This window comes from Aristophania vespae, from assembly GCF_009906835.1.
Classification (GTDB): domain Bacteria; phylum Pseudomonadota; class Alphaproteobacteria; order Acetobacterales; family Acetobacteraceae; genus Aristophania; species Aristophania vespae.
The window spans coordinates 1240001-1252649 of the sequence record NZ_CP047652.1 but is presented as its reverse complement, the minus strand read 5'-3'; the positions used below and the strand labels follow the sequence as shown (position 1 = coordinate 1252649).

Annotated in this window: 16 protein-coding genes and 1 other RNA gene (1 of these 17 only partly in view); 8 read left to right on the top strand and 9 right to left on the bottom strand. The window is 44.0% G+C overall.

Annotated elements, in window-relative coordinates; genetic code table 11:
• Positions 1-21: 21 nt before the first annotated feature.
• From lepA to GT348_RS05625, 7 genes are all read right to left on the bottom strand, one after another.
• A complete protein-coding gene (gene lepA / locus GT348_RS05655; RefSeq protein ID WP_160618875.1) occupies positions 22-1824 on the bottom strand; it encodes a translation elongation factor 4 in 1803 nt (600 codons plus the stop codon).
• Between the two features lie 61 nt (positions 1825-1885).
• Positions 1886-2857: a peptidoglycan -binding protein gene (locus GT348_RS05650; protein WP_160618874.1), complete on the bottom strand. Its 972-nt coding sequence runs from the start codon at positions 2855-2857 to the stop codon at positions 1886-1888.
• A 1-nt stretch (position 2858) separates the two neighbouring features.
• Positions 2859-3914: a flagellar motor protein MotA gene (locus tag GT348_RS05645; protein ID WP_160618873.1), complete on the bottom strand. Its 1056-nt coding sequence runs from the start codon at positions 3912-3914 to the stop codon at positions 2859-2861.
• A complete protein-coding gene (locus GT348_RS05640) occupies positions 3911-4612 on the bottom strand; it encodes an OmpA family protein (RefSeq protein WP_160618872.1) in 702 nt (233 codons plus the stop codon). The genes GT348_RS05645 and GT348_RS05640 overlap by 4 nt, the downstream gene beginning before the upstream one ends.
• Before the next feature lie 130 nt (positions 4613-4742).
• Complete coding sequence (locus GT348_RS05635) at positions 4743-5582, bottom strand: inositol monophosphatase family protein (RefSeq protein ID WP_160618871.1); 840 nt, start codon at positions 5580-5582, stop codon at positions 4743-4745.
• Positions 5583-5585: 3 nt separating this feature from the next.
• Entirely contained in the window at positions 5586-6152 is a 567-nt protein-coding gene (gene efp / locus GT348_RS05630; protein ID WP_160618870.1) for an elongation factor P, read from the bottom strand.
• Positions 6153-6270: 118 nt separating this feature from the next.
• Positions 6271-7329, bottom strand: a complete 1059-nt coding sequence (locus tag GT348_RS05625) for a lysine-2,3-aminomutase-like protein (RefSeq protein ID WP_160618869.1) — start codon at positions 7327-7329, stop codon at positions 6271-6273.
• 77 nt (positions 7330-7406) lie between these two features.
• On the opposite strand from GT348_RS05625, the gene epmA reads away from it, so the two are divergent.
• The 3 genes from epmA to GT348_RS05610 all read left to right on the top strand — a co-directional run bounded on the left by epmA (position 7407) and on the right by GT348_RS05610 (position 9627).
• A complete protein-coding gene (gene epmA, locus GT348_RS05620; protein WP_160618868.1) occupies positions 7407-8405 on the top strand; it encodes an EF-P lysine aminoacylase EpmA in 999 nt (332 codons plus the stop codon).
• A gap of 65 nt (positions 8406-8470) precedes the next feature.
• Positions 8471-8905: a hypothetical protein gene (locus tag GT348_RS05615; protein WP_236646431.1), complete on the top strand. Its 435-nt coding sequence runs from the start codon at positions 8471-8473 to the stop codon at positions 8903-8905.
• A complete protein-coding gene (locus GT348_RS05610) occupies positions 8899-9627 on the top strand; it encodes a fasciclin domain-containing protein (protein WP_160618867.1) in 729 nt (242 codons plus the stop codon). Before GT348_RS05615 ends, GT348_RS05610 begins: the two co-directional genes overlap by 7 nt.
• A gap of 2 nt (positions 9628-9629) precedes the next feature.
• Here GT348_RS05610 and GT348_RS05605 read toward each other — a convergent pair whose 3' ends face one another.
• A complete protein-coding gene (locus tag GT348_RS05605) occupies positions 9630-10211 on the bottom strand; it encodes a thiamine phosphate synthase (protein WP_160618866.1) in 582 nt (193 codons plus the stop codon).
• Between the two features lie 19 nt (positions 10212-10230).
• Positions 10231-10584 carry a hypothetical protein gene (locus GT348_RS05600; RefSeq protein ID WP_160618865.1) on the bottom strand — a complete coding sequence of 118 codons (354 nt, stop codon included), beginning with the start codon at positions 10582-10584 and terminating at the stop codon, positions 10231-10233.
• Between the two features lie 82 nt (positions 10585-10666).
• Between GT348_RS05600 and GT348_RS05595 the strand changes: the two genes are divergently transcribed.
• The 5 genes from GT348_RS05595 to GT348_RS05575 form a co-directional block, all read left to right on the top strand.
• Entirely contained in the window at positions 10667-10909 is a 243-nt protein-coding gene (locus tag GT348_RS05595; protein WP_160618864.1) for a hypothetical protein, read from the top strand.
• A gap of 3 nt (positions 10910-10912) precedes the next feature.
• Complete coding sequence (gene zapA / locus GT348_RS05590; protein WP_160618863.1) at positions 10913-11269, top strand: cell division protein ZapA; 357 nt, start codon at positions 10913-10915, stop codon at positions 11267-11269.
• Between the two features lie 60 nt (positions 11270-11329).
• Positions 11330-11487, top strand: a non-coding RNA gene (ssrS, locus tag GT348_RS05585) — 6S RNA.
• 18 nt (positions 11488-11505) lie between these two features.
• Positions 11506-12051 (top strand): 5-formyltetrahydrofolate cyclo-ligase, encoded by a 546-nt coding sequence (locus GT348_RS05580; RefSeq protein WP_160619459.1) that lies wholly within the window; start codon positions 11506-11508, stop codon positions 12049-12051.
• Positions 12052-12070: 19 nt separating this feature from the next.
• A protein-coding gene (locus GT348_RS05575) for a TIGR00282 family metallophosphoesterase (RefSeq protein WP_160618862.1) crosses the window boundary here: on the top strand, positions 12071-12649 show its 5' portion. Its footprint extends 240 nt past the window's final position; 579 of the gene's 819 nt are visible here — the first part of the coding sequence; it begins with the start codon at positions 12071-12073; its stop codon lies beyond the right edge, outside the window.

Here is a 12649-nt window from a genome sequence, read left to right as displayed (position 1 = left end):
CTCCCGTCCTGGGCATTTATCTCAATCCATTTTAAGAGCTGCAAGGAAGGCGCTTTGAGGGATTTCAACCTTACCAAACTGACGCATGCGCTTTTTACCTTCTTTTTGCTTATCAAGTAGCTTTCTTTTACGCGAAATATCACCGCCATAACATTTGGCTGTCACATCTTTAGAAAGGGCGCCAATGGTTTCGCGTGCTATAACTTTGGAGCCAATGGCAGCTTGAATAGCAATTTTAAAAAGTTGTTTGGGAATTAGGTCTTTTAATTTTGCACAAATAGAGCGGCCTCTGGCTTCTGCTGCTGAGCGGTGAGCAACAAAAGCGAGCGCATCGACAGGTTCGTGATTGACCAAAATGGAAATCCGCACAAGGTCGCTTTCTTCATAACCATCCATTTGATAATCAAATGAGGCATAGCCGCGTGTCAGCGATTTTAAACGGTCATAAAAGTCGAATACGACTTCGTTAAGTGGTAAGCGATATGTGGCCATGGCGCGATTGCCTACATAAGTGAGGTCAATTTGAATGCCACGCCTCTCACTACATAAACTTAAAACAGCACCAAGATATTCATCTTGCACGAGGATTGAAGCTTTAATCCAGGGTTCTTCGATGCGCTCTATTTGCGAGAGGTCAGGCATATCAGCTGGATTATGTAAGTCTTCAACTGTGCCGTTTGTCCGTTCAATTTTGTAAACAACCGAAGGAGCTGTTGCTATAAGATCAAGATTAAACTCGCGGGAAAGACGTTCCTGAATAATTTCTAAATGGAGTAATCCAAGGAATCCACAGCGGAAGCCAAATCCCAGAGCTGCAGAGGTTTCTGCTTCAAAATGAAAAGATGCGTCATTGAGGCGTAGTTTGCCTAAACTGTCGCGTAATTTTTCAAAATCATCTGCATCGATAGGGAACAGGCCACACCACACCACTGGAATGGAGGGTTTAAAACCAGGAAGAGCTTTTTCTGCAGGGCGGTTATCAAGTGTGATTGTATCACCCACATTACAGTCAGCCACTGTTTTGATAGCCGCATTAATATAGCCAATTTCACCTGGGCCTAATGAATCGACGGATTTCATTTTGGGCAAAAAGACGCCAACCTGATCTACATGATAAGTCGCATTTGTTTGCATCATGCGAATCTTATCGCCGCGTTTTAGTCGCCCCTCTTTAATACGCACCAAAATGATCACACCCAAATAAGGGTCATACCAGCTATCAACCAGCAAGGCCTGTAGCGGCGCCTTATCGTCACCCACTGGGGCAGGAAGCCTCTCTACAAGAGCTTCTAGAACGCCTTCGATATTAATGCCTGTTTTTGCACTAATTTCGACTGCGTCATCTGCCGGAATACCTACAACGTCCTCAATTTGAGTTCTAACACGTTCTGGCTCGGCAGCAGGAAGATCAATTTTATTAAGGACAGGTACAATTTCGTGGTTAGCGTCAATTGCCTGGTAAACATTGGCTAGTGTTTGAGCCTCTACTCCCTGAGAAGCGTCTACAACAAGCAATGAGCCTTCACAGGCGGCAAGGGAACGACTTACTTCATAAGCAAAATCAACATGGCCCGGTGTATCCATGAGATTCAGGGTATAAATCTTACCATCTTTGGCCGGATAGGTCAGACGCACGGTCTGGGCCTTGATTGTAATACCGCGCTCTTGCTCAAGTTCCATCGAATCAAGAACCTGCCCTTTCATTTCTCGGGCTGTTAGGGCGCCACAGGCCTCGATAAGACGGTCAGCCAGGGTTGATTTGCCATGGTCAATATGAGCAATGATTGAGAAGTTTCGGATCAAAGAGAGCGGTGTATTAGTCATGGCATTTCTATAGGTGATTCCGTTGTTTCTGTCATTACGTCAAAAACAAGCAATTTAGGAGTTAGCGATCAGTTAAGCGGAACTCAATGCGTCGGTTACGGGCATAGTCCTCGGCACTCGTACCTTTTGCAAGAGGTTGATAGACGGAAAACCCTGTCGCTGCGAGATGGTGCGGGTCAACGCCCTCAGCAATAAGCATTTTTACAACTGTAATTGCTCTTGCTGAAGAAAGTTCCCAGTTACTCGGGAAAATACTATGTATGGGCATACGGTCTGCATGACCATCAACGCGTAAGATCCAGGGAATATCTTTGGGAATCGTTGAAGCAACACTGCGAAATGTTTTGGCAAGGGTCCGAATTTCACTTTTTCCTTCGGCTGTTAGCTCAGCACTTCCTGTAGGAAAAAGAATTTCTGAAGGGAAAATAAAGCGATCTCCCTTCACCTCAATGCCATGTTTGCCTTTAAGAATTTCTCTTAAACGCCCAAAAAATTCGGAGCGATAACGTTTGAGCTGAGTGACTTTATCTGCCAACGCTATATTTAGCTTTTTGCCCAGATCCTCAATTTGTTGATCTTTGTCAGATTCTTTCTGCTTTTCAAGGTCAAGCGCTTTAGAAATCATTTCCAGTTGCTGAGACAGTGCTGAAACTTGTTTAGATAAATCAAGAATGTCTCTAAATTGCGTTGCTTCAAGCGAGCTAGATTTTTCTTGTAACTCTTGCAGGTTTTTGGATTTTTCATCCAAATTTTCCTTCAGAGTGGCTAATTCTGCATTTTTTAACTGATTATCACTTTTAAGCTGTTTGACCTCTTCTTGGCTCAGGGACAAAACTTTAGCCAGGTGGTCAACCTGTTCTTTTAAAGAAGAAAGAGTGCGTTCTTTTTGCGTAATAGTTGCAGAAAGAAATTGTTGCCCAATGACAAAAACGAGCAAAACAAATGTAATGACCATAAGCAATGTAGAGAGAGCATCTACATAGCCAGGCCAGGCATTTATTGCGCTATGTGTATTACGTTTGCGCCGTGCCATATTACAGTTCTTTCGCTGCTATACGATTTTCGCGCATCTCGTCACGCAGGCTTTTTAACTGGCGTTCAATCTCCTGTAATAGCTGAATTGAAGCTTGCTCGCGTCCTTGCTGCTCAAGATTATTCAATATTTCTTTAAGCGTTGCGATAACTTGTTGCTGACCTTCCTGACCATCACGAACTAAAGCCCGCAAGATTGTGAGGTTTTGCTGCAATAAAGAAACATTTTCGGTCGTAAGACGCATGAAATCCTGAACACGAGGCAGCCAATCTTCCATAGTGGCGGTGAAAGCTTCAGGTTCATTTTGGCTTGTCAGTGCATTTATAGCGGCACTTGTTGTAACGCTGCTGGACTCGGATTTTGTATTAACAAGATTAGTAAGCCAATCTTCAAGTTCGTTAAAAAAGCGGTTTTGAGCCTGCCCTGTTGTTAGATCTAAAAAGCCAAGAATAAGCGCACCAGCTAGGCCAAACATTGACCCAGAAAAAGCTGTGGCCATACCTGTCAATGGACGGACCAATCCATTTTTTACATGGTCAAACATAAGTCCGACATCAGCATTGACCGAAGGCAACCCGCCAATAACATCCGCAATGGAGCGTAATGTAAGGAGTAGCCCGTAAAATGTACCTAAAAGGCCCAAGAAAATAAGGAGTTGCGTTGTGTAGCGTGAAATATCACGCCCTTCATCCATGCGCGCACTCAAACTATCAAGAAGTGTTTCTGTTCTTTGAGGAGATAGCGTCAAGGGCACCTGTTCGCTTTGCGTTTGTTTAATGGCTCCCGAAAGTACGCCTAATAAGCGTGTTTTGGGTCGTACTGTTAGGCCGGAGCGTTTTTGACGAAGGCCATCAGCCCAATTTATCTCAGGATATAGACGAATAATTAAATGGAAATTCCAGATAATGCCTAACACCAAGATACCTAAGATTGTACCATTTAGCCCAGGATTGGCCATAAAGGCATGTTTCAGCATTGGTGAGAGATAAAAGCCCAGCCCTGCAATGATAAGCAAAAATAGAACCATTCTGACCAGATAGCGCGTTGGGCGTGTCATTGTACTGAACTCCTTTTTTGAGGATCGGTCAGAGCAGGATCTGTATTTTCAGGTGCTGCAATAGACAGAGGGACATATTTAACAGGATTTTCTTCAAGTCTAATATCTACCCTGTCAGCCGGCTCCTTATCTTGAGCCTCAGTTCTACCATGAGCAATAGGATAGATTCTCGTAGTGGCTACGCCACTGCGTATTAAAAGAGATCGAATCGCCAAAGCTCTTGCAAGAGCAACACGGCGTGGCTGAGAGGGATCATCTCCTGGAATATTAGCATAGCTTTCCAGCACAATTCGTTTATGTGGCTGACTTGCTAATTCTTTCCCCAAATTAGAAACAGCATCGATCGTTTCTTGATTTAAACTATATGAAAGAGTGTCAAATAAAACGCGCTTTGTACCGGCCAGGGAAACAAACTGACTTTTAGCGGCCTGATCTGCTTTTATGTCTGTTGGTGCAACGGCTGGATGAGTGGGCACCGGCACAAAAGGAGGTGGAATAATGACGGGTTTTGGCGGTTCTTGAGGGATTGCCGGGAGCGTCGTATGGGCTGCGGAAGAGGGGGAGCCAGTTTTAGCTTGCTGAATAGCTTTTGATGAAGGCGATGAACGCGCCACAGATTTCGTTTTTTTTTCAGCCTGCGGTGCTGAATTTTTGTCTCCCTTGGGGAGTACATCAAAATTCGTAGAAATCTGTGCCATGCTGGCTGTAGTGAAAATGCTACAGCTGAGCAGTACAGAACTCAGCAGGAGAGAATGGATCAGCCTTAATTTCATAGAATAATCCTAGCCGAGTGGCGCCCCCTCCTGCAATCTTCCAATTCAATATGAGTTAGGAAGCTGAAGCTTTTTCGATTGAACTGCGGACGAGATCTTTTAAAGGTGTGTGAAAGTGAGTGTTGGCAGCGATAATTGTCACATCATCATCAGGGAGAGCACTCAGGTCATTCCCATGTTCATCCGTAACATATCCACCGGCTTCTCGTACTAAAAGAAGACCAGCAGCACAGTCCCAAGGTTTTATTCCAAGCTCCCAATAGCCTTCATAGCGGCCAGCAGCTACCCATGCGAGGTCAAGAGCAGCAGCACCAAAACGGCGAATACCTGCAACTTTTGGCATTAAAGCACCAAGAATGAAACCGAAAGGAAGACGCTTTTCTTCAGAAACTTTGGCAAAAGGAATACCAGTTGCAAATACGGCTTCTGATAATTTGCGCCGTGCTGAAACACGCAAGCGTCTTTCATTAAGAAAAGCGCCAATGCCTTTTTCAGCCCAATACATTTCATTTGTGGCAGGGTTATAAACGACAGCAGCTACAAGCTCGATTGTGCCATCAGCTAGACGTTTTTGTAGCCCAATGGAAATAGCCCAGTGAGGAATACCGTGCAGGAAGTTTGTTGTCCCATCAAGGGGATCAACAACCCAACGCCAGCTCCAATTATCGCTTCCAGAAGCGCCGCTTTCTTCCATCAAAAAACTATAACCAGGGCGCGCCCGGTTCAGTTCTTCACGAATGGTAGCTTCGGCGCGCATATCAGCCTGAGAGACAAAGTCACCCGGACCTTTGATACTTACCTGAAGCTGCTCCACCTCAGTAAAATCACGCAAAAGAGACCGTGCTGCTTTTTGAGCAGCATTTTGCATTACGGTCATATGCGGAGATAAACGCATGATTTAGTCCTTAGCGCGCTCAACGTAAGAAGCATCGTCAGTGCGGACGACAATGCGCTCACCAGCCTCAACAAAAGGAGGAACAAGGGTTTTAACACCGTTAGATAAGACAGCAGGCTTATATGAAGAGCTTGCTGTTTGCCCTTTTACAACCGGGTCTGCTTCTGCCACTTCAAGGGTGACATGAGGCGGAAGTGTGACAGCTACAGGGTCACCTTCAACAAGCTTAATGCTAAGTTGCATGTTATCTTGCAGAAAAGCGAGCTGTTCTCCCAAAATATCTTGGGGCAGGAATGTTTGCTCAAAAGTCTCAGGATCCATTAAAACGATGTTTTCACCGTCTGTGTAGGAATAAATATAGTCTTTATCTTCTGTGATGAGACGTTCGACAGTGTCAGCTGTGCGCCATCTTTCATTGGTTTTGTTACCGGTAGAAAGGTCACGCATTTCAACCTGGATAAAAGCACCGCCCTTACCTGGGGTCAGGATTTGTTGTTTGAGAACAGTCCAACGACGCCCATTATGTTCAATTACCTGCCCGGCTCTGATGAGGTTGGCTTGTTGTTTCATGGTAGGTACGGCTCTCCGGTACTTTATAAGGTTTACGTATTTACTCTATATATGCGGCTTCTAGCGCTAGCTAGGGGTAAGACGCAAGGCGCTAAAATTCTCTTTATGATTTCCGCTTTTAACGAAAATTGTGAATGTCACCTCGGAAGGAATATATTTTTTCCTCTCCATTATAGCTGTTTTCTTTCGGTAAAAGATAGCTAGGGCCTAAAGGAACTTTCCCTTTTCCTCCTGGAATATCAACAACGTAATGCGGCCAGGCCAATCCTGATACGCGTCCTCTCAAAGCCTTAAGAAGAGCGAGTCCTTTTTCGACCGGAACGTGGAAATGGGATGTACCGGGAGCAGGATCAAGATGATGTAAATAATAAGGTTTGATGCGTAATTGTATCAGTGATCGCAAAAGCGTCTCTAAAGAGTCAAGGTTATCATTGATTCCGCGCAATAGGACTGATTGCGATAAAAGCGGTATGCCTTCTTTGACTAACGATTTTATGGCTGCTTTCGCAGAAGGCCCCAATTCCTGCGCATGATTAATATGAAGAACCATCCATACAGCTTTTTCACTGTCTAGAGCCTGTAAAAGTTCATGGTTAATCAGTTCAGGGGCAGCAACAGGTACACGTGTATGTATTCTGATTGTATGAATATGCGTTATGGAAGAAAGGTGAGATATAATAAAACTTAATCGACGAGGAGAGAGCATTAAAGGATCGCCACCTGATAAAATGACTTCCTGTATTTCGGGGTGCGAGTCGATCCATTCAAACGCTTTTGTCAGATCGTTTTTATTCAATAATCCACCATCCGGCCCTACATGCTCACGCCGAAAGCAAAATCGGCAATAAAGAGGGCAAATGAGAAGTGGCTTTAATAAAACTCTATCTTCATAACGATGAATCAGACCAGGAAGGGGCGAAAAAGCCTCATCTCCGATGGGGTCATTCATCTCATAATTTTGCGTTATGAGCTCATTAGCAGTTGGAATCACTTGCTTTCCAATAGGGTCATTAGGGTCTTCTATCAGAGCCTGAAAAGCAGGTGGCACGGCTGTGGCATAATGTTGGGCTACAGTTTCTAAATGAGTCCGATCTGATTCTGAAGCAAGGCCAGCCTCTATAAGGTCATGAGCTGAGCGAATAGTGCTTTGCAGAGAAGGTTTAGCCGTTTTTTCCATGAGTTTGCTCTAGCCAAGCTTTACAGCCTTATGCAACAAAAACTATTCATATTATAAATATTTTAAGCGTAGTGTTTATGCCTGCATCTTTACCTCATGACCTTCGTTCCATAGCAGACAAGGCCCCTTTAATGCGCCGCCGTATGGAACTTATGCATGCTGTGCGGGCGTTTTTTGACCACAAAAATTATATTGAGGTCGAGACGCCTTATCTCGTGCAAACACCTGGGGAGGAGGTCCATTTAAGATGTTTTTCTACAATTCTTGAAAAACCAGATGGCGAAAAAGAAAAACGCTTTCTTCATACTAGCCCTGAGTTCGCTATGAAAAGATTGGTAGCTGCTTTGCAATCTCCAATCTATCAATTCGCCCGTGTTTGGAGAAATGGAGAAAAAAGCGCCACTCACCACCCCGAATTCACCATGCTGGAATGGTATCATCCAAAAGCTGACCTAACTGCCCTTATGGATGAAACAGAAGATTTATTAAAAACCATTTTACCTTCTGAGATTCACTATAAGTCGAACACAATAAAATTATCAGCGCCGTTTGAACGTCTAACCTTGGAAGACGCTTTTCATCGCTATGTAGGTGCTGATTTATTGGGAACGATAAATGATGCTGAGGCCTTAGCGCGACAGGCGGGTGTTTTGTTACGTGAGGGAGAAGAGTGGGAAGATTTATTTTTCCGTCTGATGCTGGAAAAAATTGAACCTTTTATTGGCCGTGAAAAACCAACATTCCTAACACACTGGCCGGCACCTCAGGCGGCACTATCCAAAAAAGATCCTCATGATGAACGTGTTGCTTTGCGTTTTGAGCTTTACGCAGGTGGCTTAGAGTTGGCCAATGCTTTTGAGGAACTTACAGATCAAAATGAGCAAAGAAAACGCTTTGAGATAGACCGTGCGCGAAGACTTGATCTCTATAAAGATCAGGATTGGCCGCTAGATGAAGCATTTTTAAAGTCTATCAGTTTTATGCCCCCTTGCTCTGGTATTGCACTAGGGTTTGACCGCCTTGCGATGTTAGCCACAAACGCTCCATCTATTGACGATTTGCTCTGGCTGGGCTGAGTTAGAAAAGACAAATTTTCTTTCTGGAGTGATCTCTACGTTACGAAAAATCTTAAGGATACAAAATGATGGTAGAGAAAAAGAAATTACATGACTGCCCTATAGTGCAAGGAAGACGGCTAAAGCAGTTTTTTTTGTTTTTGAATATAGCCTGTCTTACCATTTTAGCGGGATGTGAAGTTTCACCTTTGGAGAAAAAGGAACTACTCGATTCGATGGTGGGACAGAGTGCGTTGGAAGTCATTAGGGAATTTGGTGTCCCTTCAACCACCTATGAGACTAAAGGTCACAAATTTTTGGCTTATAATGTGTCAGACGTTGATTTCTATCCGGGCTCTTCTGACTGGGGTTGGGGCAATGATTATGGTTGGGGATGGGGCTGGGGAGGCCCGTGGGGCGGTCCGGCTATGTCGGGCTATAGTGCCAGCACTTGCCAAACGACGTTTGAACTGCTCGAAGACCGAGTCATTGCTTGGAGAAAAAGAGGAGATGGATGTTGAGCCATCAAAATTATGACTCAATCCATAAGCGATTTTACTGGCTCATTAGTAGCATTTTATTAGGAGGCGCATTATCTGCCTGTCAAAGTGGTGCTGAGCCAGATAGGCAAGATCCTTATTTTGTAGGTCCTTCAAATTATTCTGAAATATTACCTGATGCGAAGAGTGCTACTAACCAGTACCATTCTGCCAAAAAGGGTGAATCAAGCAGCAGCCCGATAGCGTTTCATTCAACGCCTACTGTGTCTTATGAAGATAACACCCTCGATGAAAATATAAGTTCTTCAATAGAATTAGCTGATTATTACGCCGCGGTAAAACAGGCTGGCTGGCAAAGATGGCTTCAGGCAGAAGGCCCATATACCGTTCTTGCTTTGCCTAATGAGATATTGGAAGATTACAGCCGTAAAGTACCCGGTGGTCTCATGGCTCCGTCTAACCAAAAGCAGCTTTCGCGCTTTATTGGCGGAACTATTTTAATAGGGAATTATTCTCTGCCCAGTCTGCGTAAAAGAGCCCAGTTTCTAAATGGTAATGTTGAAGCAACGACTTTAAGTGGCACTAAAATCTTTTTAAGGCCTTTACCGTCAGGTGAGGTAATTGTCATTACCCCTCAGGGTGGAATGACCCGGTTCACAGGGCAGGTTTATCCCCAATCCAATGGGACACTTTATCTTCTAAACTCAATTCCTGCCTCGGAAAAAATAAATATAGCTCCCTAAAATTAAAGTGAGCCGAGAGTATTTAGCTCATTAATCCACTCTAGATCTGTTTCATTCATACTTAATGAAAAAGCAACAAAGTCGGCCCCGCGCTTTACAGCTTCAAAAGCTTCATGGGGAGAGTCTGCATTTTCAGCAACGCAAGGAAGCTCAGCAAAACCGCTCCATTTTTCAATAAGCTCCAACGAATGTGCAGGGAATGAGACATAGTCGACTCCTACTTCGCCTGCATACATTGCTTCATCTAACGTAGTGCAGCTGCAGCCTATTTGTTGCTTCAAAGATTTTGCGGACTGAACAGAAAGAGGAAGATTAGCGAGATCGGTTATATGTACACCGTCAACATCTTTAAATCTTTGGCTATCAGGCTTGGAATAAGCCGTAAAAGATACCATTAAAGCAACGTTATGTTGTTGAGATAAAGATAGAAGCTTGCCTATAATCGTTTCTGAAGGAACTTTATCGATGCATAAAAGCAGAGCCGAAATGCGGGGCTCAATCAGGATTTTAGGCAGGTGATTGAGCACAGCTTCATAATCATCTGTTGGTGAAATCATGGGGTATAAATCAAAATCAATCATCATTATTTAAATGCCGGATCCTCTAAGAACTGGATAGTTGTTTTATGTAGTCTTTTAAAGATAATGTGTCAGGCCGTTTTGTTAAAAGCTGATAAGAGTATTGAGACGGTTTTAAAGAGTAAAAATCACGACAAATAACCCCATGAATACCGTCTTCAAGTGCTGCTAAAGCCAACGCAGCCGATGCACCACAATCAAGGATAGTGGGAAAAGGACAGTCTTTTATCAAGGTTTGCCACCAGGGCAGGCCAAAAGCATGGCCTGCATAAGGGGGCGAAATAATTGTAATTCTCTTCTCATTTTGTAGGCTCAAAAGTCGTTTAAGCTCATTTTGGGAGGAAATATCAATAACAGGGTAAGGAAAAGGGTCTAACATGCTTGACGCTTTGCAAAGAAAAGTCTTTCTCAAAATAGAATAAACGCTTTTAAGGTTGAGAGAAAAGAAAAGGGGATTGAAAATGGATATCGTTGAGTATCCTCAACATAATGAGTTTGTCCATAATGATGACCCCATTGAACGGTTAGAGACTGCTTTGGTACGTGTCGGCTTTATTTTGGAGCAGCGAGATAGTCAGGCTCTATCATATCAAAAAGAAAAAGAGACTTTCATGTCCAGCTTGACTGAACGTATCGAAGATTTAGAGCATAAAATTAAGTCTCTTTTGGAGGTCCCTGTTAAAGATGAGCAAAAGGAGGGCTGATATATGGCACAAATTACGCTCACCATAACAGGGGCAACTTATGTTGTGGGTTGCAAAGATGGCGAAGAAGGTCACGTGCAATATTTGTCTCAAGAAGTCGAAAGGCGCTTGAACACTGTACGTAGCCAGCTTGCACCGAGTAGCGAAAGCCATGCCCTGTTTTTAACAGCGCTGCTTTTAGCTGATGAAATTCAGGATTTGCGAGCAGGCCAGATGACTGACGAATCGGTCAAGGCTATCGAGCAGGCACGATTAATCATTGAAGAACGCTCCAGACAGCATGAAAGACTGCACCAAGTTGCCGATCTTGCCGAAAATCTTTTGTCACAATTGGATGAAGATGCCTCAAAATTGGCCTAAACTTTTTTTTTCTTTGAAAATTGAGTCTTGAACTACGACAAGCTGAATGTCATATTTCAGAGGGAGCTGCCGGGTTTGTTAGGTAAGATCAACCCCTGGGCCGATAAGCACTCCTTAGGGAACTGGCTCTGTCGTGGCCCTGGTCACGTTAACTGGTGCCCACCTGTTCAAGCAGGTCTAGGAGGGTAGACAGAAACCGACGGCTCGGTGGCTCTTTTTCATTTAAGAGGTCAGTTCTGGATATAGACCAAAAAAAACAGCAGCTACGGCGAAAACTGCTTTCCGATCGTACACGACCGCTTCCAAAACAAAATCGGCTTATTATACAGAAACTCTCGCATTTTATCTGGAAAACTGGTTTTTCCAGAATCGCCCTCGTTTGGCCATTAGACTCAGAAATTGATCTAAGGCCTCTTTGCCACCTTCTGGATAAAGTGGGCCTTCAGGTTCTTCTTCCTTATACACCCCCAAAAGGTTCGGCCCTTACATTCCATTATTGGAAACCACATACAAAAATGTATAGGGGCCGATTTGGCACGTCTTACCCGCGAGGGGCACAAGGCACTCCTGACCTAATCCTTGTTCCTCTTTTAGCTTTTGATCGCTCGGGAGCCAGACTGGGATATGGAGGAGGCTATTATGACCGGACATTAAATGCCTATCCTAATAGTATGGCTGTTGGCTATGCACTTTCCAGCCAGGAGCAAAAATGGATTCCGACAGATATATTTGATCAACGACTCGAATTTATCGTAACAGAACACGAAATTATAACGTTTTGAATTTTATGAAAGTCAGACATTGAGACTATTGTTTTTGGGAGATATCGTAGGCCGCTCAGGCCGGGAAGCCGTTTTAAAAGGTTTACCGGAGTGGCGTGAAAAGCTGTCTCTCGATTTAGTTGTTGTAAATGGAGAAAACGCTTCTCATGGTTTCGGACTATCTCCGCAAATTGCGAGAGATCTCCTCAATGGCGGGGTTGATGCCATAACGCTTGGTAATCATGCGTGGGATCGACGCGATCTAATTGGACAAATTGATCAGTTTCCAACTGTTATCCGCCCTATTAACTACCCACCAGGCACTCCAGGGCAGGGTAGTTGCCTTATTGAATTACCGAAGGGACAAAAAGCGCTCGTTATTAATGTTATGGGGCGCATTTTTATGGATCCGTTAGACGATCCTTTCCGTACTGTCAGCGAGCTTTTATTGCGCTATCGTTTGGGGACGACAGTGCAGGCCATTATCCTTGATGTACATGCTGAAGCGACAAGTGAAAAAATGGGAATCGGACAATTTTTTGACGGTCACGTTTCATTAGTTGTCGGAACCCACACACATATTCCCACAGCAGACCATCAAATATTGCCAAATGGCACA

Coding starts and splice junctions, on each gene's coding strand:
- GT348_RS05635 (WP_160618871.1), bottom strand. CDS start 5,582: ATGCGTTTATCTCCGCATATGACCGTAATGCAAAATGCTGCTCAAAAA.
- GT348_RS05600 (WP_160618865.1), bottom strand. CDS start 10,584: ATGTTAGACCCTTTTCCTTACCCTGTTATTGATATTTCCTCCCAAAAT.
- lepA (WP_160618875.1), bottom strand. CDS start 1,824: ATGACTAATACACCGCTCTCTTTGATCCGAAACTTCTCAATCATTGCT.
- epmA (WP_160618868.1), top strand. CDS start 7,407: ATGCCTGCATCTTTACCTCATGACCTTCGTTCCATAGCAGACAAGGCC.
- zapA (WP_160618863.1), top strand. CDS start 10,913: ATGGCACAAATTACGCTCACCATAACAGGGGCAACTTATGTTGTGGGT.
- GT348_RS05645 (WP_160618873.1), bottom strand. CDS start 3,914: ATGACACGCCCAACGCGCTATCTGGTCAGAATGGTTCTATTTTTGCTT.
- GT348_RS05625 (WP_160618869.1), bottom strand. CDS start 7,329: ATGGAAAAAACGGCTAAACCTTCTCTGCAAAGCACTATTCGCTCAGCT.
- GT348_RS05595 (WP_160618864.1), top strand. CDS start 10,667: ATGGATATCGTTGAGTATCCTCAACATAATGAGTTTGTCCATAATGAT.
- GT348_RS05610 (WP_160618867.1), top strand. CDS start 8,899: ATGTTGAGCCATCAAAATTATGACTCAATCCATAAGCGATTTTACTGG.
- GT348_RS05640 (WP_160618872.1), bottom strand. CDS start 4,612: ATGGCACAGATTTCTACGAATTTTGATGTACTCCCCAAGGGAGACAAA.
- efp (WP_160618870.1), bottom strand. CDS start 6,152: ATGAAACAACAAGCCAACCTCATCAGAGCCGGGCAGGTAATTGAACAT.
- GT348_RS05650 (WP_160618874.1), bottom strand. CDS start 2,857: ATGGCACGGCGCAAACGTAATACACATAGCGCAATAAATGCCTGGCCT.
- GT348_RS05605 (WP_160618866.1), bottom strand. CDS start 10,211: ATGATGATTGATTTTGATTTATACCCCATGATTTCACCAACAGATGAT.
- GT348_RS05615 (WP_236646431.1), top strand. CDS start 8,471: ATGATGGTAGAGAAAAAGAAATTACATGACTGCCCTATAGTGCAAGGA.